The following is a 23,478-nucleotide window of genomic DNA, read 5'->3' as shown; positions in this document are numbered from 1 at the left end:
TACTTAAAATGTAACCCTATAATCGAATTATTGAATGATGATTTAATAAGAGGGGTCATATCAAAGTATTTAATTTAAATTCCGATAACTAGTTAATTTGTAAAAAGAAAGTAAAGAATTATGCGTAGTGCGAAATTATCTCAATGCAATAAAGATAGTCCAAAATTAGTAGTGAGGAGGAGATGAGGATGGGGCAATTAATTGACTCATCAGTACATAGTTCATTAGTATTTGAAGTTAATGGCAAAGTAGTAACGGATAGTTTGATAATTGCGAAGATATTCAAAAAAAATCACTTCGACGTTTTGAAGGAAGTTCGAAAACAAATTGTATATGTAGGTGAAGAGTTTGGAGGAGAAAATTTTCACGAGTCCACTTATTTTAATTCAAAGAATAGGCGAATCCCTAAATATGATTTAACAGAAGAAGCATTCACGTTACTTGTTATGGGATATACCAGTAGAGAAGCGGTTGGAATGAAAATCAAATTTATGAAAGAGTTCAAACGAATGAAGCAATATATACAAAATCAACAAAATGTGCCAAAGGATCCAATGGGGGTTTTAAAGTTAACATTTGCTGCGTTAGAAGGACATACTCAGGAGATACAAGAGATAAAGTCTGAGGTGAAGGGTTTGCGAGAAAATACGCCGCTTTATGCTATCGAGTGTGAAGAGATAACAAGGGCTGTAAAAAGGTTAGGTGTTATGTTATTGGGAGGTAAAAATTCAAATTCTTATCAGGATATCGGTCTTAGAAGGAAGTTATATAGAGATATTTATAGTCAGTTACATCGGGAATTTGGTGTGAATAGTTATAAAGCTATTAAACGTTATCATTTGGATAGAGCAATACAAATGATTAATGAAGAATATTCAATTCCAACTGTTTTAAATGAAGAAATTACAGTTAAAAACTCACAAATAAATATGGCAGACATTCAGTAGGAGGAAAGAACATGCAAAGAAAGATTTTAGTAATTACTAGCAGTTTAGCAGGGTTACCAACTGTCAGTGAATTTAAAACAAAAGAAGATGCAAAAGAGCAGGTTAGAAAGCTTATTCAAAAAGGAATGAGTCAAAATGTGATTCGTATAACACAAGAAATTCCAATGAATATCGAAATCCAAGTGGATGTTGAACTTGAGGAATAAGAGAGGTTTAGAAGAAAATAGATATGGATAGCATGATTGTTTTGAATGAATGCATAAGAAAAGAATCCGTTGCAGCGGATTCTATAAGAAAAAATATCTCTAGATAAGTATAACATTGAATACCGTTTTTGAGAATTGATGAGGTGGCTAGTATGGGGATTATTCGAGTGAAAAAAGATAGTAATTATTCCGTTATAAATAATACTGGTTTAAAAGATGAAAGGTTGTCATGGAAAGCGAAAGGAATCTTAGCCTATGCGCTTACATTACCAGACGATTGGACTTTTCATATTAGCGAATTAGCTCGACATGCTAAGGATGGAGAAGATTCGCTCCGTACAGGTTTTAAGGAATTAAAAGAATTAGGTTATGTAAAACGTTATCCTGTTCGTGATGGGAATACGAAAAAAATTACAAGGTGGGATACGGAAATTTACGAAACGCCACAAAGGAACATGCCACAAATGGAAAACCAAGATGTGGTAAAGCCATATGAGGAAAATCAGAAACTACTAAATACTAATAGACTAAATACTAATAAACGAAATAATAATGATGATATGGATAAATTAGAATCTCGTGTATTCATCAATGAGAGGGTTAAAGTAAGTTGTAACTTTATTAAGGGGATGGGCATTCCGTTAAGTGAAATTGCAATTGCAGAGTTGGGGAGTTTTTGTAATTTGTTTAGTGGGGAGTTAATTCAGCATGCAATTAATAAAGCCGTTGATGAGAATGCGCCAAGATGGAACTACATTAAGGCTATATTGAAGAATTGGAAGGAGCAAGAAGTTAAAACATTAGTTGATGTGGCCATACTAGATAGACGTTTCGAAATGAGCAAGAAAAAGAAATATAACGGGACAGGTAGGAAGTATTCAAATAGAAAAGAGATTGTACCCGATTGGTTATATAAAGATGATGAATCAACAAATCTAGAAGAGGAAAGAAAAACCGTGCAGTCTACTGATGAAGAGCGTGAGAGATTACAAGAAGTGTTAAATAAATATAGGTCATAAGAAAAAATGCTAGATGATTTACAAGTAATAAAGATTGAAAAGGCTAATAAGCATATTCATGCTATTAAATTAGTATTAAGAGACTTTGTAAAAAGAACGGAAGTGGGTGAATCAGTAAGTGTTCGAATGGCTCAAAGATTATAAGAAGTTAGAAGAAGAAATTGCTTATTTAGAATACAACTTAGATAAATCAAAAGCCGAATTGAAGCGTTGGATTAGCGGTGATTTGCAAAATGTAAGATTAACCGCTGAATCGGAAGGGGCTAAGGTAGAAGGGCGGATTGAAGCAATTGAATATGAATTAGCTCATAAAATGAATGAAGAGTATGATTTAAAGCTTTTGATTAATAAGTTTACAGGACTGGATCATCAAATACTTAAAATGAAATATGTTGATGGAATGACTTTAGAGCAAATTGCGTTTGAATTACATTATAGTACAGGCTATATACGCCGAAAACATGCTGAAATAAGGAAGATTGTCAAGTTTTTAGATGGATTTTAGTGTTACCTTTTTGTAGGATACATGTAGTGTACAGAAAGTATTGAAAAAGTGATTTATAGTAGTAATATAAGATTTCGACGAAAGAGCAACTATTTTTATGGTTGCTCTTTTTGTTGTGAAAGAAGGTGAGTAATATGAAGTGATTTGATGGATTAATAGGTCTTTAGCTTCTAGTTATATTTAGTAAAGTAGTAGTTTTACAGGCGAAAATAATAGAAAAATGAGGAGATGTTTAATGATGAGTTTATTAGCTGCTTCAGTCAAAACAAAGAATTTGCCACAACAGGTATTACGTTGGCAATCAATGGTAGAAAGCGAATGTTCTGCACAAGGTGTACCTGAGTTAGTTCCTTACGTGCTTGGAATTATTATGGTGGAAAGTGGAGGGAATTCTGAAACGACACCTGATATTATGCAGTCTAGTGAATCACAAGGATGGGCAATGAATACAATTAAAAACCCGAAAGATTCAATTTATTACGGAGTGAAGCATTTAAAGGGTGCTTTTGATGATGCGAAGAAAAATGGCATTACAGATTTAAGTGCCATTGTTCAATCGTATAATTTTGGTCGAGCTTACCTTCGCTGGTTAGCTTCTAACAATAAACAGCATTCATTACCGGTGGCAGATCTGTATTCTAAAACGGTTGTTGCGCCATCACTTGGAAATACGACCGGTGCTATGGTGAAATATAGTAACCCTATCGCTGTTGCCTACAATGGTGGTTATCGATATAAAAACGGGGGGAATTTCTTCTACTCTGAAATTGTTAAACAATATGTAGATTTTGATGGAGGAACTGGTGGCGGTGACAATAAGCCGTTACAACCAAAAGGACTGGGAATTGCAACGTCTAAATACCCAGAAGGATGGGGCATTAATTTATATAGTGGTCCTGGAAAAGATGCTTGGTTTACAGGTCATGTCATTAATACAAAAATGCCATATTTAATTATAGATGCTGCTTGGTATGGCGGGAATGAAAATATGCTTTGCTTAGGTTGGGAAGCCTGGGCAAAAGAAGAACACTTTGAAGTGCAGTGGTTCCACGCTTACTCAAAATATCCAGCAGGTTATGGTATTAACACATATGATGGTCCAAATGGAAATTATAAAGGAAATGTGGATGGATCTTATCCATATGGTGTTTTTGCGAGAAAAGATGGTTACATTGATATTGGACAAAACACATGGGTAAAAGAAGAACATTTTAATGTAAGGTAATAACAAAGTTTTTTATTATTTGATTTTAAATTATAAATTTTAATATATAGAAAAAATATAAAAGGGTGCTTTTTTAAGTGCCTTTTTATATTACGTATGAATAGAAAGGAAGATTATTATGGCAAAATTTATTTATCCAACAGATACAACGAGAGTAACAAGTGGATTTCGGGGGAGCAGACCAGATCATCATGGGATAGATCTTGCTGAATCGGGCTATCATCCAATTTATGCAGCAGCTAGCGGACGAGTTAGTCGTTCTTATATTTCATCCAGTTATGGTGAATGTATTATGATTGTGCACACTATTGATGGGGTTACATGGGAAACAGTATATGCCCATATGCGTAGCGGTTCTCGAACAGTAAAAGAAGGTGATTATGTTACACAAGGACAAACTATTGGGGTTATGGGGAACACAGGGGATTCTAGTGGTCAACACTTGCATTTTGAATTGCATAAAGGGTCTTGGAACATCAATAAGAGTAATGCTGTGAATCCATTAGACTACTTAGGAAAAGGAGACGGTGGTGGTACAACTGAACCTTCTGATAAACCGCTACAACCAAAAGGGCTGGGAATTGCAACGTCTAAATACCCAGAAGGATGGGGCATCAATTTATATAGTGGTCCTGGAAAAGATGCTTGGTTTACAGGTCATGTCATTAATACAAAAATGCCATATTTAATTATAGATGCTGCTTGGTATGGCGGGAATGAAAATATGTTATGTCTAGGTTGGGAAGCCTGGGCAAAAGAAGAACACTTTGAAGTGCAGTGGTTCCATGCTTACTCAAAATATCCAGCAGGTTATGGTATTAACACATATGATGGTCCAAATGGAAATTATAAAGGAAATGTGGATGGATCTTATCCATATGGTGTTTTTGCGAGAAAAGATGGTTACATTGATATTGGACAAAACACATGGGTAAAAGAAGAGCATTTTAATGTAAGATAATATCTTTAAATCAGCATGTATTAAGTAGGATGAAAAAACTTGTTATCATACCTCTTGAGATGAGAGTAATATCTGTAAAATGCTGGGCGGAATATAGAGTGCGATTTTTGAAAGAGCAACTGATGTAAAAAGTTGCTCTTTTTTTTTTTGAATGTGAGGACCATAACCCATTATATAGAATATGGCCTGTCTGAGGATTTAGTTTCTAGATGTACTTAATAATTCAGTGGAATTTTAAATGATAAAAAATAAAAAAGGAGATAATCAGTAATGGAAATTAGAAAAAAATTAGTGGATCCAAGTAAATATGGTATAAAGTGTCCCAATACAATGACACCAGAATTCATCACAGTACATAATACGTACAATGATGCATCAGCAGAAAATGAGATATCGTATATGATTGGGAATAATAATTCAGTGTCGTTTCATGTTGCAGTAGATGACAAAGAAGCAGTACAAGGTATTCTGTTTGATCGTAATGCTTGGCATGCGGGTGATGGTAACGGAAATGGTAATCGTAAATCTATCGGAGTGGAAATTTGCTATTCTCTAAGCGGTGGGGATAGATATTACAAGGCGGAGGATAATGCAGCAATTGTTATTGCTCAGTTAATGAAACAATTCAATATACCGATTAGTAATGTACGTACACATAAATCGTGGAGTGGAAAGCATTGCCCACATCGAATGCTCGATGAAGGAAGAGTGGATCAATTCATTGAGAAGATAAACAAAGCATTTAATGAAGATAACAATAAACCACTACAACCAAAAGGGCTGGGAATTGCAACGTCTAAATACCCAGAAGGATGGGGCATCAATTTATATAGTGGTCCTGGAAAAGATGCTTGGTTCACAGGTCATGTCATTAATACAAAAATGCCATATTTAATTATAGATGCTGCTTGGTATGGTGGGAATGAAAATATGTTATGTCTAGGTTGGGAAGCGTGGGCGAAAGAAGAACACTTTGAAGTAGAGTGGTTCCATGCTTACTCAAAATATCCAGCAGGTTATGGCATTAACACATATGATGGTCCAAATGGAAATTATAAAGGAAATGTGGATGGATCTTATCCATATGGGATTTTTGCAAGAAAAGATGGTTATATCGATATTGGGCAAAACACATGGGTAAAAGAAGAACATTTTAATGTGAGATAAGGATATGAGAGTAGGATCACTCGTATGATTCTCTTTAATTTTTGAAAAGGAGATGAGAACGATGGAAGAACAAATCTTCAATTCAATGATTCAACAAGGAGCATTCGCAGCTTTATTTGTATGGATGCTGTTTACTACGCAAAAAAAGAATGAACAGCGCGAAGAACAATATCAAAAAGTTATTGAAAAAAATCAACAGGTCATTGAAGAACAAGCAAAAGCATTTAGTTCGTTGTCGAAGGATTTATCAGATGTTAAGCGAAAAATCTTGGGGAACGATGATGAGAAATAAAATATGGTATTAAAGTATTTGTCGCATATGCAGGTTCTCAAATAGGAATTCGATTCATATATAGCTAATGAGAAAAAGCCCTAATACCGATAAGTATTGGGGCTTTTTCTCATTAGCTATAGTGAATAAGGTTGTGGTGGATTTTTCAAGAGGAAAGAGTGAATGAAGTCTAATATTAATGTAAATGAAATGAAACTTTGAATGCTGCTTAGTTATAACATAGTTTTATTCAGAATTTTGTTAGTTCATTTTCTAAATTTAGGGAATAAATATAGTTTAGTACCTTGCAATAAACAATACTAAGTGGTATATTATGGATAAAACAGGTACCGTGTATTGAACAGTATAAGATAGGAAAGGAGGATGGCACTTGAACGTTCAATTTAAAAAAGGTGTGCTTGAACTTTGTGTATTAGCACTTGTAAAACGTAAAGATAGTTACGGTTATGAACTTGTTCAGCAAATTTCTAATAAATTTTTAATATCGGAAGGATCAGTATACCCTTTATTACGTCGTTTGACGAAAGAAGGGTATTTTCAAACGTATTTAAAGGAATCTACGGAAGGGCCACCTCGTAAATATTATCAATTAACAGAGCAAGGGGAGACGCAATTTCATTTGTTAGTAACAGAATGGCGTGATTTTGCGAAAGGGGTACAAGAAATTATTGAAGGGGTGGAATGGGATGAGTAAAGAAGGGTTTCTTAAAGAATTATCAAGTTATCTTAGAAAGTTACCAGAGGAAGAGAGGCAAGATATTTTATTGGATTATGAAGAGCACTTTCAGTTTGGACTAGAAGAGGGGAAAACTGAATCGGAAATAATACAGGGCCTTGGTTCTCCGAAAGTAATCGCGAAAGAATTACTTGCGATGTATCGCTTCGATGAAATGAAAAAAAATCCATCGACTTCAAATGTGACAAGAGCTGTTATGGCAGCGATTGGACTTAGTTTGTTTAATTTTATTATTGTGTTAGGCCCGTTAGTCGCAATTATTGCTTTTATATTTTCTTTTTGGATCGGTGGTATTGCTAGTGTAGTAACACCACTTTTCGTTATTGGAAAAGTATTTATGGGTACTTTTATATGGTTGGATCTTTTCGTTAGTATAACGTTTGTTGGAGTAGGTTTATTGTTATGTATTATCGCTTTTTATAGTACAAAGTGGTTTAAGAGATTGTGTGTACGATATGTAATATGGAACTTCAAAATGATAAAAGGAGAGTAAATGATGAAAAAACTATTTTTAATCGCTATCGCTTGTATCGTTATTGGAGTAATAGGAATTTCCCAAACATATGAAAAAGCAGTACAAACTGCTGAAAAAGGCGATAAAGAAAATGTAATTAAAAACAAAACATTAAAAAATATAGAAGTTAAGTTAGATGCCGGGGATATTATTGTTCAAAAATCTCCTGACTCTTCTTTTTATGTAAAGCAATCGGGAGATGTACGTAAACAAGAGATTCGTATCGCAGAAGATGGTGACACATTAAAAATTATTGGGGAAAGAGAAAAAGGTGCTTCATTTGATTTTTCTTTCTACGATTTTAGGTTTCAAACGTCTAAATTGACTCTACTTGTGCCCGAACGCTCTTACCAAGATGTAAAAGTAAATTCATCTGCTGGACAAATCGAAATGAGTGATGTGAAAAGTGATAGCGTAAGTGTTAGAACACTTGCTGGAGAAGTAGAGTTGAAACAAGTAACGGCTAAGAATGTGGAGGGATCGACAAAAGCTGGTGAGGTGAACTTTAAGAAGGTATTAGGGAAAGTGACCGCAAAAACAACAAGTGGGGAAATAAATATTCAAGATCATGATTCTAAATATAATCTAGAAGCAAGTTCAACTGCGGGAGATATAGATATTACTTTATCGGAAAAACCACAAGATGCGGTAATTACTGGGCAAAGTGCTGCGGGAGATGTAACGATTTTTAATGAAGAAAATAAAAATGTAACAATTGGAAATGGTAGTAAAAAGATTAGCGGTAAAACGGCTGCGGGAGATGTGACGATTGAAACTCGTTAATAAGAAATAGAATGCATGGAAATCTATCAAAATACAAAAAGAAGATAATTACCGTATATAAATAAGGTAATTATCTTCTTTTTGTTATTTTTAATGTAAATCACGATATACGCCAATTACTTTCCCGATAACTGACACTTGTTTTAAAATGATAGGTTCTAATGAAGAGTTTTCTGGTTGTAGACGGAAATGGTCTTTTTCTTTATAGAAACGTTTAACTGTTGCTTCGTTATCCTCTGTTAAAGCGACTACAATTTCACCATTATATGCAGACTGCTGTTGGCGAACAACAACTAAATCTCCATCGAAAATACCAGCTTCAATCATACTATCTCCAGAAATACGTAACATGAACACTTGGTCTGCTCCAGCAACAATACTAGCTGGAAGTGGGAAATGTTCTTCTACGCTTTCGACCGCTGTAATTGGTAAACCAGCAGTGACTTTTCCGACAATTGGAACTTGAATAACAGATTGTGTTTCCGTATCCATTCGGTCTTCACCTAAAATTTCAATGGCACGTGGTTTTGTTGGATCGCGTCGAATGTATCCTTTTTCTTCTAATCGTGATAAATGTCCGTGCACTGTAGAACTAGAAGCGAGGCCGACTGCTTGACCAATTTCACGTACGGAAGGTGGATATCCTTTTTCTTGTACTTTTAGCTTAATAAAGTCGAGAATGTCTTGCTGGCGTTTCGTTAACTTTTCCATGTTTTCTAACACCTCGTTTTCTTTCATTTTTCTTATTAATAAGTATAACATGTGAAAAAACATTCTACAAACATAAGTTCGAACAAATGGCGGATTTATGTTACACTATAGGGAAATAATAGGGAGAAAGAGGGGTTCAAAATGAATGCAATTATTTATGCACGTGTGAGTACAACGAAAGAAGCGCAAGAAACATCATTATTACGTCAAAAAGATGAATTATTGCATTTAGCTGAGCGCTATCAAATGAATGTTACTAAGGTGATTGAAGAGCAGGCTAGTGGATATACAATTGAACGTGACGGTATATTAGAGGTGTTGGATACAATTCGAGACGAACAAATTGATGTGTTACTTATACAAGATGAAACGCGTCTTGGTAGAGGAAATGCGAAGATCGCGTTAATGCATTGTTTACATAAAGAAGGCATAAAAGTATATACGCATACACATAATGGTGAATTACAATTGTCGGATTCTGATTCAATGGTATTAGATATTATTGGTATTGTTGAAGAATATCAAAGAAAGATTCATAATTTGAAAATTAAACGAGGTATGCAACGTGCAGTAGAAAAAGGTTATCGTCCAGAAAAAAATTTAAAAAATCGTCATTTAAGTGTAGGAAGAGAGAAAAAAGAAGTGCCAATTGAGGAAATTGTACGTTTGCGAAAAAGTGAACTCACTTTTGAAGAAATTGCAGCAACATTACGTGGATTTGGTCATAATGTTTCAAAGGCGACTGTACATCGTAGATATGTAGAGTATACGAAGCAATTGCTTGATAAAGAAGAGTAACTATTGTATGATAATAATCAGTTTTGATTAGAAGGGGGATTCGAGATGATTAATCACGAACTCGTTGAACGCATTAACTTCTTAGCGAAAAAAGCAAAAGCTGAAGGTTTAACTGAAGAAGAGCAACGTGAGCGTCAATCGCTACGTGAACAATATTTAAAAGGATTTCGTCAAAATATGTTAAACGAACTTAAAGGTATTAAAGTTGTTAACGAAGAAGGTACAGATGTTACACCGACGAAATTAAAAGCTTTAAAAAAGCAAGATAATGCAAGATTAAATTAAAAGATGGGCGAAGCCCATCTTTTTTATATGTAAAAATCGTTATTTAATAACTTTCCAGTTGTTATTAACTGTTGCTTCTATCGTTTTATGTTCCAATATATAATTAGCGATAAGTTCAGACATATCTGTGGGGATATCTTTTACTACCGGTTTGTTTTGAAACATAAAGAAATTTCCCCCGCCACTTGCACGATAATTATTCATTACAACGTCATATTCTTCATTCATATTAAGAGGAGCACTGTTATGCTGTAAAGATTCTACTCTTTCACCAATTGGTTTTGAAATGTTTAATACGTATGAAATCCCTTCCCACATATCATAATTATAATGTTGTGGCTTTGGTTCTATGTAGGTAGGACTTACGGTGATGGATCCATCTGTTTTTAATGTGAAATAAGAAGCAGAGAGTTCAAGAGCATTTTTTATGTCCGCTCCAGTTAGTCTAATTACTTTTAATGTGTTCGGATAAATATAATTAGAAACGATGTCACGCATTGTTACATGTTCCGGGAAACCTGGAGATGTATTATGGAACAAACTTGTACAAGAAATTGATACATTAGCTATATCCATCTGTATTTTATTTATGAATTCGATAAAAGGATGATCATGCAAACGAGTTTGCATAGCATCTGAAATTTGCATATCCCCCTGAATGATTCCAATAGGTTGATCAAGCCACTTTTGTGTTTTCTCTTCGTAATCGGCTACCAATGAAAGTACATCTTGGTCAGCCTCAACTCCTTGTACAGATAATAATTCAGAAGAACTCTCTTTTTTAACCCATTTATGTTTTGTTTTTTCGAATGTTATTTTTACTTTTCCAACGGAGTTTCCATTACATCCGGTCTGTAAAATTGTTACACCGTTAGCCATTGTGTGAGCAATTTCCCGGTGCTGGTGGCCTGTTAATAAAATATCTATGTCTTCAATTTCATGGCACATTGCATATCCTTGGTTTTCTCCTGTTAAAACTTCAGTCGGTACCCCGGTTTGTAAATCTCGTTCAACTCCCCCGTGATACGCTACGACTAGTAAATCTGGTTTCTCATGTTTGCGAATGTAAGAAACCCACTTTTTCGTTGTTTCTAATGCATCTTCAAATTGTAAGTCTTTAATGTGATGGGGTTGTTCCCAATTGGTAATGTAGTGCGTTGTCACCCCTAAAATAGCAATTTTTATATTGGATTCAATCTGTTTGATTATATAAGGTTTTCCGAAATAAGGCTTCTTTATGTTTTTATCTAAAATGTTTGCTGATAGGTACGGGAAGTTCGCAGTAGTCACAGCATTATTTAATATATCCATCCCGTAATTAAACTCATGATTGCCGATAATTGCAGCGTCATACTGTAAGTAATTCGCTAATAAGGACATTGGGTTTTTTTTGTTTTTTTCGTATGTAACATAATGATAAGTAAATGGTGTTCCTTGAATAAAGTCGCCATTATCAATTAAAAGAACGTTTGTATTTTGGGAACGTTCTTTTTTTATAAGAGTAGAAATTTTAGCTAAACCAAGTTCTGCTGGGGAGTTATCTTGGTAGTGAATAGGATAAACAGTGCCATGTATATCGCTTGTTAATAAGATGTTTAAAGTTACAGTTTGATTTTGTTCCAATATGACTCACCTTTTCTATTGTTATCTTCCAATTCATCATATCAAATATGTGAAGAGAATTTTAATGTGAGTGTATAGAATGTGTAAAGATTCTGTAAATAATCAATTATTTGTAAAAATATGTGATATATTTCTTCATGTTTATGAAAGGTTATTTTATAACAATGAAAAATGGAGGCATTAATATGTTGAAAAAAGTTTTTGCAATGAGCACAACAGTTGTACTAGCAGCGGGATTATTAAGTGGCTGTGGAACGAAGGAATCAAGTGCAAGTAAAAATGAAGATACGAAAAAAGGGTATGTACCGAAGACTTTAAATGTTCAATTTGTTCCTTCTCAAAATGCAGATACGTTAGAGGCGAAGGCAAAACCGCTTGAGAAGCTATTAAGTGATAAGTTAAATATTCCAGTAAAAGTTAGTATTTCAACGAACTACAATACAATTGTAGAAGCGATGGCATCTAAACAAGTAGATGTAGGATTTTTACCGCCAACAGCGTACGTATTAGCACATGAAAAGAAGGCTGCAAATGTAATTTTACAAGCACAACGTTTTGGAGTAGAGGATGAAACAGGAGCTCCTACAAAAGATTTAGTAGATTATTATAAATCTGAGTTTGTTGTTAAAAAAGACTCTAATATAAATAGTGTAAAAGATTTAAAAGGTAAAAAGATTGGTTATCAAGATGTAACATCATCAGCAGGGTATGTATGGCCTGCAGCTGTTCTATTAAAAGAGGGAATTGATCCGTTAAAAGATGTGAAACCTGTTACATTAAAAGGTCACGATCAGTCGCTTATTGCTCTTTTAAATGGTGACGTAGATGCAGCTGTTGTATTCCAAGATGCTCGTAATATTGTAAAAAAAGATTATCCGAATATATTCGAGCAAACGAAAATAGTGAAATTTACGGAGAAAATTCCAAACGATACGATTTCGGTACGTTCTGATTTAGATGAAGAGTGGAGCAAGAAATTACAGGATGCTTTCATTGAAATTGGAAAAAATGAGGAAGGTCACAAAATCATTAAAGAAGTATATTCACATGAAGGATATGTTAAATCTGATGATAGTAAATTTGACATCGTTCGTGAATATGGGAAGAAAGTAAAAACGCAATAATACATATGGAAATGGCAGCTAGCTGAAAGGGAATGTTTTCAGTTAGTTTGCCGTTTTGAATACATAGAAGGTAGGTAAGATGTGTGATAGAATTTCGAAATGTCTCCAAAGTGTATCCAAATGGTACAAAAGGATTGAATAATATAAACTTGAAAATTCAAAAAGGTGAGTTTGTTGTAATGGTAGGGCTGTCCGGAGCTGGAAAGTCTACACTTCTAAAATCGGTAAATCGTCTTCATGAGATTACAGAAGGCGAAATCATGATTGAATGTGAGTCTATTACTGCTGCAAAAGGAAAAGATTTACGACGTATGCGCCGGGATATTGGTATGATTTTTCAAAGTTTTAACCTTGTAAAGCGATCAACAGTATTGAAGAATGTATTAGCTGGCCGTGTTGGATATCATTCGACATTGCGTACAACGTTAGGTTTGTTTCCGAAAGAGGATGTGGAGCTCGCATTTCAAGCGTTAAAAAGAGTGAATATTTTAGAAAAAGCATATGCACGTGCTGATGAATTATCAGGAGGACAACAACAACGTGTATCGATAGCTAGAGCATTGGCGCAAGAAGCAAAAATCATATTGGCAGATGAACCTGTTGCGTCGTTAGATCCGCTAACAACAAAGCAAGTATTAGATGATTTAAAGAAAATTAATGAAGATTTTGGAATTACAACAATTGTAAACTTACATTCTATTGCTTTAGCTAGGCAATATGCGACGCGTATTATTGGATTACATGCAGGCGAAATTGTTTTTGATGGTTTAGTAGAAGCAGCAACGGATGAAAAGTTTGCTGAAATTTATGGTGACGTAGCACAGAAAAGTGAATTGTTAGAGGTGGCAGTTAAATGAATGATGTGACGATATATTCGAAGTCGATACCGAAGCCGCCGAGTAAGTTAAAACATATGTTAACGTTTATTCTATTCATTTTACTGTTGTGGGGAAGTAGTATACAGGTCGACGCATCATTTTCAAAGCTAGTAGTTGGTTTTCCTAATATAATGGATTTGTTAAAAGAAATGGTGCCGCCAGATTGGAGTTATTTTCAAGTTATTACAACAGCAATGTTAGATACAATACGTATGGCGATTATTGGGACGACTTTAGGAGCGATTTTAGCTATTCCACTTGCACTGTTTGCGGCAAGTAATGTGTTTACTAGTACATTTTTATACAGTCCAGCTCGATTGATTTTAAATTTTATTCGAACGATACCAGATTTATTATTAGCGGCAATTTTCGTAGCTATTTTTGGAATAGGACCACTTCCGGGTATTTTAGCTCTTACTTTTTTCTCAATTGGGCTCGTGGCGAAATTGTTGTATGAATCAATTGAATCAATTGACCCTGGCCCACTAGAAGCGATGACAGCTGTAGGGGCTAATAAGGTGCAATGGATTGTTTATGGAGTCATTCCACAAGTAAAAGCACACTTTGTTTCCTATGTACTATATACATTTGAGGTGAATGTACGGGCAGCGGCTGTCCTAGGTTTAGTAGGAGCAGGTGGTATTGGACTATATTATGATCGTACACTTGGATTTTTACAATATCAACAAACTGCATCTATTATCATCTATACTCTTGTTGTTGTATTGGTAATTGATTATGTAAGTACATTGTTGCGGGAGAAATTATAATGAGTAAAACGACGATAATCGTACCAAAACCGAAGAAACCGAGTGTGTATCGCTCGTTTATTTTTATAGTACTTACATTTGTTTATATATGGGCTTTTTCAGGAGTACCGCTAGAGGGAATAAAGGAAACGGCGGGAGAAATTACAAAAGCAATTATGACAGGGATATTGAGTCCAGACTGGTCGTATGTATCTTTGCCAGATGGTGAAGATTTATTACATGGATTAATTGATACGTTGGCAATTGCGATATTAGGTACATTTATTTCTGCATTTTTATCTGTTCCGTTTGCCTTTTGGGCGGCAACGAATATGAGTAGTGGAAAATTAACTTCAGGATCTGGGAAAATTGTACTTAGTTTTGTTCGTACGTTTCCTGAATTAGTTATGGCTCTTTTATTTATAAAAGCTGTTGGTCCAGGCTCTTTTGCAGGAGTATTAGCCTTAGGATTGCATTCTATTGGAATGTTAGGAAAACTATATTCAGAAGGAATTGAAAACATAGATAAAGGACCGACGGAAGCGTTACTAGCAACAGGAGCAAATCGTTTTCAAATACTTTGGTATGCGGTGTTACCGCAAGTGTTACCAGATTTTCTATCGTATACGTTATACAGATTTGAAATTAATGTACGATCCGCTGCAATTTTAGGGGTTATTGGAGCAGGAGGGATTGGTACACCTTTAATTTTTGCGCTGAGTTCACGGAATTGGTCTCGTGTTGGTATTATTTTATTAGGCATTATTTTAATGGTAATTATAATTGATTTGATTTCAAGCTCGATTCGGAAACGGATTGTTTAACTTATTTGAAAAGCATCGAAGTTAGATGCTTTTTTATGTTTTTAAAAACTTATTTAAAAAAGTAAGTATAGAAGGAATTTGTATAAATATACAGATAATTCCCTTTCTTTTTAAAATAAAAATAATGAAAAAGTATGTCATATTGAATGCCCATACATTCCCGGAAACATTGATTTTTTTATAAAAAATCAAAAAAATATCAACATATTTGTCGATACATGTTGTATAATCTTGCGTGGGAAGCTATCATATAAATGTATAAAACGTTTACTAATATAAGCGAAGGGAAGAATAGCATGTCACATTCAATCGAACAACTTTCTATCAACACGATTCGCACATTATCCATCGATGCGATTGAAAAAGCAAACTCTGGTCACCCAGGAATGCCAATGGGTGCAGCACCAATGGCTTATACATTATGGACTCAATTTATGAAACACAATCCAAATAACCCAACGTGGTTTAACCGTGATCGTTTCGTATTATCTGCAGGTCATGGTTCAATGTTATTATACAGTCTACTTCACCTATCTGGTTATGATGTAACAATGGATGACTTAAAGAACTTCCGTCAATGGGGAAGCAAAACTCCAGGACATCCTGAGTACGGTCATACAGCTGGTGTAGATGCAACGACTGGTCCACTTGGACAAGGTATTGCAACTGCTGTAGGTATGGCAATGGCTGAAAGACATTTAGCTGCTAAATATAACCGTGATGCGTATAATGTAGTAGATCATTATACATACGCTATTTGTGGTGATGGAGATTTAATGGAGGGCGTTTCTGCTGAAGCATCTTCATTAGCTGCTCATTTACAATTAGGTCGTCTTGTTGTGCTTTACGATTCAAACGATATTTCATTAGATGGCGATTTAAATCGTTCATTCTCTGAAAGTGTAGAAGATCGTTACAAAGCATACGGATGGCAAGTAATCCGTGTTGAGGATGGAAACGATATTGAAGCAATCGCGAAAGCAATTGAAGAAGCGAAAGCTGACGAAAAACGCCCAACGCTAATTGAAGTAAGAACGACAATTGGTTTCGGTTCTCCAAACAAATCAGGAAAATCAGCTTCACATGGTTCTCCACTTGGTGTAGAAGAAACAAAATTAACGAAAGAAGCATATGCTTGGACTGCTGAGCAAGACTTCCACGTAGCAGAAGAAGTATATGACAACTTCCGTAAAACAGTACAAGATGTTAGTGAAACTGCGCAAGCTGAGTGGAACACGATGCTAGGTGAATATGCACAAGCATACCCAGAATTAGCAAACGAATTCCAAGCAGCAATGAACGGTCAACTTCCAGAAGGTTGGGAGCAAAACTTACCGACTTATGAATTAGGATCAAAAGCAGCAACTCGTAATTCTTCTGGTGCTGTAATTAATGCAATTGCAGAGTCTGTACCATCATTCTTCGGTGGATCTGCTGACCTTGCTGGTTCTAACAAAACATACATGAATAACGAAAAAGACTTTACAAGAGATGATTACAGCGGTAAAAACATTTGGTACGGTGTACGTGAGTTCGCAATGGGTGCAGCAATGAACGGTATTGCACTACATGGTGGTTTAAAAACTTACGGTGGTACGTTCTTCGTATTCTCTGATTACTTACGTCCAGCAATTCGCCTTGCAGCATTAATGCAATTGCCAGTAACGTATGTATTCACACATGACAGTATCGCTGTTGGTGAAGATGGTCCAACACATGAACCAATCGAGCAATTAGCAGCGCTTCGTGCAATGCCAAACGTTTCTGTTATTCGTCCTGCTGATGGTAACGAATCTGTTGCAGCTTGGAGACTAGCTTTAGAATCTACAAACAAACCAACTGCTTTAGTATTAACTCGTCAAGACCTTCCAACATTAGAAGGTGCAAAAGATGATACGTATGAAAAAGTAGCAAAAGGTGCATATGTAGTTTCTGCAAGCAAGAAAGAAACGGCTGATGTAATCTTACTTGCAACTGGATCTGAAGTAAGCCTAGCTGTTGAAGCTCAAAAAGCATTAGCAGTAGACGGCGTTGACGCAGCTGTTGTCAGCATGCCATCTATGGATCGCTTCGAAGCTCAAACTGCAGAGTACAAAGAATCTGTATTACCAAAAGCAGTAACAAAACGTTTCGCAATCGAAATGGGTGCTACATTCGGATGGCACCGTTACGTAGGTCTTGAAGGAGATGTGTTAGGTATCGATACATTCGGTGCTTCTGCTCCTGGTGAGAAGATTATGGAAGAGTATGGATTTACTGTAGAGAACGTTGTTCGTAAAGTAAAAGAAATGCTTTAATGATTTCAGAAAAATCTCTCCGGCATGGAGAGGTTTTTCTATGTAAATGAGTTTTTTCGACAGAAAAAGTTTTTTATCTCTCCGCAGTCAGACAATCATTGCAAATTTTCTTATATATAATGAAGAGAAAAGGTTGTCCAGATTGGGAGTGGAAAAATGAAAACGTATGAATTGTATTTAATTCAAGAGGATATTGCGAAAGCTTATTTTGGTCGTGAATATTTGTTTTTTGATTTATTTGCTCGATTTTCAGAATCTGGGTCCCTTTCGGAGAAAAAAGTGTTATATAAGCAAATGATGTATATAACGATGCCATTGCAAGTAATGAAAATTCATCATAAATTAGAACAAGCTTTGCGCGTTCTTGGTAAATATGATAGAACACATCATACACATACACTTTATACGGGAGCGGAGTACGGCGAAATAATGGTGAAACCGCACTATATTCGTATGAATACCTCTGGAAATGTCTCTATGGAAACGACGTTCTTTGAGGTGTTAAGAAAGTGTGAATTAACATTTTTAGCTATGGATTATGAAAATACAAAGTACGGATGGCTGAATCCTCTAAAACAAGTACGAACATATGTGTAAAAAATGTCGAATTGTATCTTGTCTTATTGAAAAGGTTTTAGTACACTGTAAGGTAGACAACATGAAGGAGGAAAATATATGCCAATTTGGTTAGGTATTCTAGTGGGCGTAGTAGCACTAGTAGCAGGCGTGGCGTTAGGATTTTTCATTGCCCGCAAATACATGATGAATTACTTACAAAAAAATCCACCAATTAACGAACAAATGTTAAAAATGATGATGATGCAAATGGGACAAAAACCTTCCCAAAAGAAAATCAATCAAATGATGAGCGCAATGAACAAGCAACAAATGAAATAAGCGCTAAAAGACACTCGCTAAGAGTGTCTTTCTTTTTGTTAGTTATAGTTTTTAAAACTTTTAAAAATTCTGTATTTTTGGTAAACTGAAAACATCGCTCATTTTAAGGGAGGAGGAAAAAAATGAAAGTGTTTATGAATTTAGCATGGTTTTTTAAACAAGAAAAACGAGCGTACATAACTGGAATTATTTTATTGTTTGGCGTTGCACTTTTAGAACTTGTAGCACCAAAAGTAATTGGAATCGTTGTAGATGAAATTAATGATGGAACATTGACGACCGATAAGTTACTAAAATGGGTTGTACTATTAGTAATTGTAGGTATTACGATGTACATATTACGTTACATATGGCGTATTATGATTTTCGGGTCTTCATTAAAATTAGCTCGCCAATTACGAAAAAATTTGTATGAACATTTTACAAAGATGAGTCCATCTTTCTATCAGTCAAATCGAACAGGTGATTTAATGGCACATGCGACCAATGATATTCAAGCGATCCAGCAAACTGCTGGAGCAGGTGTTTTGACGCTTGTTGACTCATTAGCTGTCGGAGGATGTGTACTCGTAGCGATGGGTTTTACAATTAGTTGGAAGTTAACATTATTAAGTTTAATTCCAATGCCGATTGTAGCTATTTCGACAAATTATTATGGAACTTTATTACATAAAAGGTTTCATAAAGCACAGCAATCGTTTTCGGAAATCAATGATAAAGTGCAAGAGAGTATGAGTGGAATGAAAGTGATTCGCTCGCTTGGACAAGAGAAAGAAGATTTACAGGCGTTTCGAAGAAAATCAGAAGATGTTGTACATAAAAATGTGTTAGTTGCACGTATTGATTCGTTATTTGATCCGACAATCTCTCTTATCGTTGGATTTTCTTTTTTAATCGCAGTATGTTACGGATCAGTATTAGTTGTAAGAGGTGAATTAACAGTAGGTGATCTCGTTACATTTACGACATATTTAGGTACCCTCGTTTGGCCAATGTTAGCGTTTGGATGGTTATTCAATATTATGGAGCGTGGGCGTGCTTCATATGACCGTGTAGAAAAAATTCTTTCACAAAAATCAGATGTAGTAAATAGCGAAAATGCTGTACATACAATAGCGAGCGGTAATGTTTCGTTTGCCGTTGATTCATTTTCGTATAAGAAAAATGAATTGTTACATTTAAACGATATTCACTTTGATTTGAAGAAGGGCGAAACGCTAGGAGTTGTAGGACGTACAGGCGCAGGGAAAACGACTTTATTAAAATGTTTAATCCGTGAGTATGATCATTTTAATGGTGAATTAAAAATTGGGGAGCGAGATATTCGAGATATAACACTTCATGGTGTCCGTTCTGCCATTTCATACGTGCCGCAAGATCATTTTTTATTTTCAGCAAGTATTGGTGAGAATATTGCCTTTGGAAAGGCGGATGCTACATATAATGAAATTACCAAAGCTGCAGAGATTGCTTGTATTCATAATGACATCCTCCAATTTTCAGAAGGATATGAAACAGTAGTAGGGGAAAGAGGTGTTTCGTTATCTGGTGGTCAAAAACAGCGAATCTCTATTGCTCGTGCTTTATTAACAAATGCTGAAATTTTAATTTTGGATGATTGTTTATCAGCGGTAGATGCAAAAACAGAAGAGACGATTTTAAGTGCCTTAAAGAGGGAGAGAGCAGGGAAAACGACGATTATTACTGCACACCGATTAAGTGCAATTCAGCATGCCAATCTTATTCTTGTTGTTGATGAAGGTAGAATTGTACAAAGAGGTACACATGAGGAATTAATGAAGGAAAACGGCTGGTATAAGGAAATGTATGAAAGCCAGCAATTAGAAGCTTTAGTCGAGAAAGGAGGCGTATGATGGTAGAGAAGAAGCGAAGTGATTTAAGTAGATTGCTTTCCTATATGAAGCCATATAAAGGGTTACTATCTTTAGCATTTATCTTTTTAGTTGGTGCGACAGTAACGGAAATGATGGGTCCTTTTTTAATTAAACAATTCCTCGATGAACACCTAGTACCGCGGGATTTTGGACGATCAGCGCTCGTTACTTTATTTGTAATTTACATAGTTGCTCATTTATTAAAAGTACTATTTACGTATTTAAATCTATTGTACTTTCAGAACATTGCTTTTAAGATTGTTCAAGATATGCGAGTTGAAGTATATGAACATGTTCAAAAGCTGTCATTAAGTTTCTTTGATCGTACGCCGATTGGTACACTTGTATCGCGTATAACAAATGATACGGAAGCGATTAAAGATTTTTATGTCAGTGTATTATCAACATTTGTAAAAAATGTAGTCTTTTTAGTAGGTATTTTAGTAGCGATGTTTTTATTAGATGTAAAATTAGCGCTATTTTCTCTCGTATTAATTCCGATAATGTTTGCGATTATGGTATTATATCGCCGGAAAAGTGCGGCTTTTTATTTAGAAGTACGTAATCAACTAAGCGTGTTAAATGCAAAGTTGAACGAGTCCATACAAGGAATGAATATTGTTCAAGTGTTCAGACAAGAAAAACGTATGAGAAAAGAGTTTGAAGAAGTGAATAATAAACATTATAGTGCAGGGCGACGTACTTTGAAGTTAGACGCATTACTTTTACGACCAGCTACGGATTTAGTACATATTGTAGCTATTGCGTTAGTACTAGGTTTATTTGGGATTGATGCTTTAAAGAGTCCTGTTGAAGTAGGAGTTTTATATGCTTTTGTTAACTATATACATCGTTTCTTCCAACCTGTAAATGAGATGATGATGAAATTGTCCTTCTTCCAACAGGCACTTGTTTCGTCATCACGTGTATTTCATTTAATGGACGAGAAAGATTTAGCACCGGTTCAAAAAGGCAATGAGAATCCTCAAATCGTGGATGGAGATATTGAATTTAAAAATGTTACTTTTTCATATGATGGAAAGCGTGACGTTTTAAAAAATGTATCATTTCACGTGAAACAAGGGCAAACGGTTGCTTTTGTTGGGCATACTGGTAGCGGAAAAAGTACGATTATGAATTTGTTAATGCGATTTTATAATATTAAGTCAGGAAATATTGTAATAGACGGTGTAGATTTAGAAAAATTTGAAGAACGAGAAATTAGAAAGAAAATAGGACTCGTATTGCAAGATGCATTTTTATTTGCTGGAAATGTAAAGCAAAATATTCGTATGTATAATGAAGAAATTACGGATGAAGAAGTAAAAGAAGCTGCTCGATTTGTGCAAGCGAATACGTTTATTGAAAAGTTACCAAAACAGTATGAAACAGAAGTAGTAGAAAGAGGTGCAGCATTTTCAAGCGGTCAACGACAATTAATTGCTTTTGCTAGAACGATAGCAACGAATCCGAAAGTATTAGTATTAGATGAAGCAACAGCTAATATCGATACAGAAACAGAAGAGGCTATTCAAACAGCGTTGCAACAAATGCGAAAAGGTAGAACGACGATAGCCATTGCGCATAGGTTATCTACAATTCAAGATGCGGATCAAATTTTTGTGATGCATGATGGAGAGATAATAGAGAGAGGGACACATCAAGAATTATTAAGTGAGCAAGGTTTGTATTATAATATGTATTTGTTACAAAATAAAGTGAGTTTGCAAAAGGCCTTGTAATACAAGGTCTTTTTTATTTTGTATACAAAATATGTTTACTCTTTGTTTCTATAGCATAAATGTCGTGTCCTCTTATGAAACTTGTACATATTGTATGTATACGAAGTAAAAAAATGATAGGAGATTTTATATGCAAAACAGATCAAGTTCAAATGTTACGTTTATTGATGTGTCTCATTGGGAAGGGAATATTGATTGGAATGCAGTGAAGGCATCTGGAATTCCAGCAGCGTATGCAAAAGCGACAGAAGGTGTAAACTACATTGATCCTACTTTTACTAAGAATGTACAAGCAGCACGAAATGCGAATGTATTAATTGGTGCATACCATTTTGCACGCCCAGAACAAAATGATGCAATTTCAGAGGCAAAATATTTTGTGAGTATATTACAAAATAACCAGACAGACTTAATGCCAGTTCTGGATTTAGAATCACCAACAGATCCGAGTAACAGTAATTTAACTGGTAACGCTATATCGAATTGGGCAAGAAGCTTCATAAATTATGTGAAACAGGCTACTGGAAAAGATGTAATGTTATATACAGGAGTTTGGTATATTAATGAGTTCGGAATTAGCGGATTAAGTGATATACCGCTTTGGATTGCTAAATACTCGAGTACACCGCCTGCTGATGCTGGTGGATGGACAGCGTGGACAGCGTGGCAGTACACAGATTCTGGACAAATTTCAGGCGTAGGAAATTGTGATGTATCAGCTGCAGTTTCATTAGAAGCTTTAAAAGGGAATGGAGCAAGTGGTGGAGGTAATGTTTCCCCGCCTAATAATGCAACTCCAGTGTACGGGGTTGCTATAATTAATGGAGATCATGTGAATTTGAGAAGTGGACCATCTTTGCAGTCTAGTGTAATTCGTCAATTGAATCGTGGCGAAACATATGAAGTTTGGGGAGAACAAGATGGATGGCTTTGTTTAGGGACAAATCAGTGGGTATATAATGATCCGAGTTATATTCAGTATAAACATTATGTGGCGAATATTACTGGTGATAATGTAAATTTGCGTGATGCTCCATCATTAAATGGAAATGTTATAAGACAGTTACATCATGGTGAATCGTATCGAGTATGGAGTAAGCAAGATGGATGGCTTTGCTTAGGGACAAATCAATGGATATACTACGATCCAAGTTATATTCAGTATGGTGTACAATAGAGTGAAAATAAAAGGTGCCCCGTCAGAGGTGCCTTTTATTAAAAATATACAACTTTTACAAAGTCTATATCGAAACCATAGTATACTATAATAGATATATTTATAAAAAATAATCGAAAATGA

General features: G+C 35.2%; 25 protein-coding genes. 23 read left to right on the top strand and 2 right to left on the bottom strand.

The window, feature by feature from the left end; genetic code table 11:
• Positions 1 to 188 precede the first annotated feature (188 nt).
• From V6946_RS19540 to V6946_RS19490, 11 genes are all read left to right on the top strand, one after another.
• Complete coding sequence (locus V6946_RS19540) at positions 189 to 947, top strand: phage regulatory protein (RefSeq protein WP_006920058.1); 759 nt, start codon at positions 189 to 191, stop codon at positions 945 to 947.
• Positions 948 to 958: 11 nt separating this feature from the next.
• Entirely contained in the window at positions 959 to 1,153 is a 195-nt protein-coding gene (locus tag V6946_RS19535; protein WP_001189065.1) for a hypothetical protein, read from the top strand.
• Positions 1,154 to 1,305: 152 nt separating this feature from the next.
• Positions 1,306 to 2,172, top strand: coding sequence for a DnaD domain protein (locus V6946_RS19530; protein WP_016123249.1), 867 nt, complete (start codon positions 1,306 to 1,308; stop codon positions 2,170 to 2,172).
• A 118-nt stretch (positions 2,173 to 2,290) separates the two neighbouring features.
• Entirely contained in the window at positions 2,291 to 2,677 is a 387-nt protein-coding gene (locus V6946_RS19525) for a DUF1492 domain-containing protein (RefSeq protein ID WP_000464425.1), read from the top strand.
• A 238-nt stretch (positions 2,678 to 2,915) separates the two neighbouring features.
• Positions 2,916 to 3,902, top strand: coding sequence for a lysozyme family protein (locus V6946_RS19520; RefSeq protein WP_033692154.1), 987 nt, complete (start codon positions 2,916 to 2,918; stop codon positions 3,900 to 3,902).
• A 118-nt stretch (positions 3,903 to 4,020) separates the two neighbouring features.
• Positions 4,021 to 4,863, top strand: coding sequence for a M23 family metallopeptidase (locus V6946_RS19515; RefSeq protein ID WP_006920050.1), 843 nt, complete (start codon positions 4,021 to 4,023; stop codon positions 4,861 to 4,863).
• A gap of 270 nt (positions 4,864 to 5,133) precedes the next feature.
• Positions 5,134 to 6,030, top strand: coding sequence for an N-acetylmuramoyl-L-alanine amidase family protein (locus V6946_RS19510; protein WP_016123244.1), 897 nt, complete (start codon positions 5,134 to 5,136; stop codon positions 6,028 to 6,030).
• A gap of 61 nt (positions 6,031 to 6,091) precedes the next feature.
• A complete protein-coding gene (locus tag V6946_RS19505; RefSeq protein WP_000392444.1) occupies positions 6,092 to 6,322 on the top strand; it encodes a BhlA/UviB family holin-like peptide in 231 nt (76 codons plus the stop codon).
• Between the two features lie 370 nt (positions 6,323 to 6,692).
• A complete protein-coding gene (locus V6946_RS19500; protein WP_001102628.1) occupies positions 6,693 to 7,016 on the top strand; it encodes a PadR family transcriptional regulator in 324 nt (107 codons plus the stop codon).
• Positions 7,009 to 7,551 (top strand): DUF1700 domain-containing protein, encoded by a 543-nt coding sequence (locus V6946_RS19495; protein WP_000031384.1) that lies wholly within the window; start codon positions 7,009 to 7,011, stop codon positions 7,549 to 7,551. The genes V6946_RS19500 and V6946_RS19495 overlap by 8 nt, the downstream gene beginning before the upstream one ends.
• A complete protein-coding gene (locus V6946_RS19490; RefSeq protein ID WP_006920048.1) occupies positions 7,552 to 8,355 on the top strand; it encodes a DUF4097 family beta strand repeat-containing protein in 804 nt (267 codons plus the stop codon).
• A gap of 90 nt (positions 8,356 to 8,445) precedes the next feature.
• Here V6946_RS19490 and lexA read toward each other — a convergent pair whose 3' ends face one another.
• Complete coding sequence (lexA, locus tag V6946_RS19485; RefSeq protein WP_000413738.1) at positions 8,446 to 9,066, bottom strand: transcriptional repressor LexA; 621 nt, start codon at positions 9,064 to 9,066, stop codon at positions 8,446 to 8,448.
• 141 nt (positions 9,067 to 9,207) lie between these two features.
• On the opposite strand from lexA, the gene V6946_RS19480 reads away from it, so the two are divergent.
• Complete coding sequence (locus V6946_RS19480) at positions 9,208 to 9,864, top strand: recombinase family protein (protein ID WP_000991469.1); 657 nt, start codon at positions 9,208 to 9,210, stop codon at positions 9,862 to 9,864.
• A 45-nt stretch (positions 9,865 to 9,909) separates the two neighbouring features.
• On the top strand, positions 9,910 to 10,149 hold the full coding sequence (locus tag V6946_RS19475; protein WP_000607016.1) for a DUF896 domain-containing protein: 240 nt from the start codon (positions 9,910 to 9,912) through the stop codon (positions 10,147 to 10,149).
• A gap of 39 nt (positions 10,150 to 10,188) precedes the next feature.
• Here V6946_RS19475 and V6946_RS19470 read toward each other — a convergent pair whose 3' ends face one another.
• A complete protein-coding gene (locus tag V6946_RS19470; protein WP_006920043.1) occupies positions 10,189 to 11,772 on the bottom strand; it encodes a bifunctional UDP-sugar hydrolase/5'-nucleotidase in 1,584 nt (527 codons plus the stop codon).
• Between the two features lie 185 nt (positions 11,773 to 11,957).
• On the opposite strand from V6946_RS19470, the gene V6946_RS19465 reads away from it, so the two are divergent.
• The 10 genes from V6946_RS19465 to V6946_RS19420 all read left to right on the top strand — a co-directional run bounded on the left by V6946_RS19465 (position 11,958) and on the right by V6946_RS19420 (position 23,355).
• The gene (locus V6946_RS19465) at positions 11,958 to 12,896 is read left to right on the top strand and encodes a phosphate/phosphite/phosphonate ABC transporter substrate-binding protein (protein WP_000915065.1); all 939 of its coding nucleotides are present in this window, start codon (positions 11,958 to 11,960) and stop codon (positions 12,894 to 12,896) included.
• A gap of 83 nt (positions 12,897 to 12,979) precedes the next feature.
• Complete coding sequence (gene phnC, locus V6946_RS19460) at positions 12,980 to 13,753, top strand: phosphonate ABC transporter ATP-binding protein (RefSeq protein WP_000569245.1); 774 nt, start codon at positions 12,980 to 12,982, stop codon at positions 13,751 to 13,753.
• Positions 13,750 to 14,544 (top strand): phosphonate ABC transporter, permease protein PhnE, encoded by a 795-nt coding sequence (gene phnE / locus V6946_RS19455; RefSeq protein ID WP_001000763.1) that lies wholly within the window; start codon positions 13,750 to 13,752, stop codon positions 14,542 to 14,544. The genes phnC and phnE (V6946_RS19455) overlap by 4 nt, the downstream gene beginning before the upstream one ends.
• Positions 14,544 to 15,347: a phosphonate ABC transporter, permease protein PhnE gene (phnE, locus tag V6946_RS19450; protein WP_366981423.1), complete on the top strand. Its 804-nt coding sequence runs from the start codon at positions 14,544 to 14,546 to the stop codon at positions 15,345 to 15,347. Before phnE (V6946_RS19455) ends, phnE (V6946_RS19450) begins: the two co-directional genes overlap by 1 nt.
• A 296-nt stretch (positions 15,348 to 15,643) precedes the next feature.
• Positions 15,644 to 17,644 (top strand): transketolase, encoded by a 2,001-nt coding sequence (gene tkt / locus V6946_RS19445; RefSeq protein WP_366981424.1) that lies wholly within the window; start codon positions 15,644 to 15,646, stop codon positions 17,642 to 17,644.
• Between the two features lie 156 nt (positions 17,645 to 17,800).
• Positions 17,801 to 18,241, top strand: a complete 441-nt coding sequence (gene sirA, locus V6946_RS19440; protein WP_000860645.1) for a sporulation inhibitor of replication protein SirA — start codon at positions 17,801 to 17,803, stop codon at positions 18,239 to 18,241.
• 78 nt (positions 18,242 to 18,319) lie between these two features.
• The gene (locus tag V6946_RS19435) at positions 18,320 to 18,541 is read left to right on the top strand and encodes a YneF family protein (RefSeq protein WP_001123317.1); all 222 of its coding nucleotides are present in this window, start codon (positions 18,320 to 18,322) and stop codon (positions 18,539 to 18,541) included.
• 122 nt (positions 18,542 to 18,663) lie between these two features.
• Entirely contained in the window at positions 18,664 to 20,415 is a 1,752-nt protein-coding gene (locus V6946_RS19430) for an ABC transporter ATP-binding protein (RefSeq protein ID WP_006920021.1), read from the top strand.
• Entirely contained in the window at positions 20,415 to 22,178 is a 1,764-nt protein-coding gene (locus tag V6946_RS19425) for an ABC transporter ATP-binding protein (protein ID WP_406622098.1), read from the top strand. Before V6946_RS19430 ends, V6946_RS19425 begins: the two co-directional genes overlap by 1 nt.
• Before the next feature lie 130 nt (positions 22,179 to 22,308).
• On the top strand, positions 22,309 to 23,355 hold the full coding sequence (locus tag V6946_RS19420; protein WP_006920019.1) for a GH25 family lysozyme: 1,047 nt from the start codon (positions 22,309 to 22,311) through the stop codon (positions 23,353 to 23,355).
• The last annotated feature ends 123 nt before the right edge of the window (positions 23,356 to 23,478 follow it).

Origin of the sequence: Bacillus sp. PPSBB_2, from assembly GCF_045291115.1 — a bacterium.
Lineage (GTDB): Bacteria > Bacillota > Bacilli > Bacillales > Bacillaceae_G > Bacillus_A > Bacillus_A cereus.
The sequence above is the reverse complement of the archived record's forward strand: the minus strand, read 5'-3'. Positions and strand labels throughout refer to the sequence as shown.

Bases quoted from the DNA above. Each gene is read 5' to 3' on its own strand.
- V6946_RS19540 (WP_006920058.1), top strand. From the start codon at position 189: ATGGGGCAATTAATTGACTCATCAGTACATAGTTCATTAGTATTTGAA.
- V6946_RS19535 (WP_001189065.1), top strand. From the start codon at position 959: ATGCAAAGAAAGATTTTAGTAATTACTAGCAGTTTAGCAGGGTTACCA.
- V6946_RS19530 (WP_016123249.1), top strand. From the start codon at position 1,306: ATGGGGATTATTCGAGTGAAAAAAGATAGTAATTATTCCGTTATAAAT.
- V6946_RS19520 (WP_033692154.1), top strand. From the start codon at position 2,916: ATGAGTTTATTAGCTGCTTCAGTCAAAACAAAGAATTTGCCACAACAG.
- V6946_RS19515 (WP_006920050.1), top strand. From the start codon at position 4,021: ATGGCAAAATTTATTTATCCAACAGATACAACGAGAGTAACAAGTGGA.
- V6946_RS19510 (WP_016123244.1), top strand. From the start codon at position 5,134: ATGGAAATTAGAAAAAAATTAGTGGATCCAAGTAAATATGGTATAAAG.
- V6946_RS19505 (WP_000392444.1), top strand. From the start codon at position 6,092: ATGGAAGAACAAATCTTCAATTCAATGATTCAACAAGGAGCATTCGCA.
- V6946_RS19495 (WP_000031384.1), top strand. From the start codon at position 7,009: ATGAGTAAAGAAGGGTTTCTTAAAGAATTATCAAGTTATCTTAGAAAG.
- V6946_RS19490 (WP_006920048.1), top strand. From the start codon at position 7,552: ATGATGAAAAAACTATTTTTAATCGCTATCGCTTGTATCGTTATTGGA.
- lexA (WP_000413738.1), bottom strand. From the start codon at position 9,066: ATGGAAAAGTTAACGAAACGCCAGCAAGACATTCTCGACTTTATTAAG.
- V6946_RS19480 (WP_000991469.1), top strand. From the start codon at position 9,208: ATGAATGCAATTATTTATGCACGTGTGAGTACAACGAAAGAAGCGCAA.
- V6946_RS19475 (WP_000607016.1), top strand. From the start codon at position 9,910: ATGATTAATCACGAACTCGTTGAACGCATTAACTTCTTAGCGAAAAAA.
- V6946_RS19465 (WP_000915065.1), top strand. From the start codon at position 11,958: ATGTTGAAAAAAGTTTTTGCAATGAGCACAACAGTTGTACTAGCAGCG.
- phnE (WP_001000763.1), top strand. From the start codon at position 13,750: ATGAATGATGTGACGATATATTCGAAGTCGATACCGAAGCCGCCGAGT.
- phnE (WP_366981423.1), top strand. From the start codon at position 14,544: ATGAGTAAAACGACGATAATCGTACCAAAACCGAAGAAACCGAGTGTG.
- tkt (WP_366981424.1), top strand. From the start codon at position 15,644: ATGTCACATTCAATCGAACAACTTTCTATCAACACGATTCGCACATTA.
- sirA (WP_000860645.1), top strand. From the start codon at position 17,801: ATGAAAACGTATGAATTGTATTTAATTCAAGAGGATATTGCGAAAGCT.
- V6946_RS19435 (WP_001123317.1), top strand. From the start codon at position 18,320: ATGCCAATTTGGTTAGGTATTCTAGTGGGCGTAGTAGCACTAGTAGCA.
- V6946_RS19430 (WP_006920021.1), top strand. From the start codon at position 18,664: ATGAAAGTGTTTATGAATTTAGCATGGTTTTTTAAACAAGAAAAACGA.
- V6946_RS19425 (WP_406622098.1), top strand. From the start codon at position 20,415: ATGGTAGAGAAGAAGCGAAGTGATTTAAGTAGATTGCTTTCCTATATG.
- V6946_RS19420 (WP_006920019.1), top strand. From the start codon at position 22,309: ATGCAAAACAGATCAAGTTCAAATGTTACGTTTATTGATGTGTCTCAT.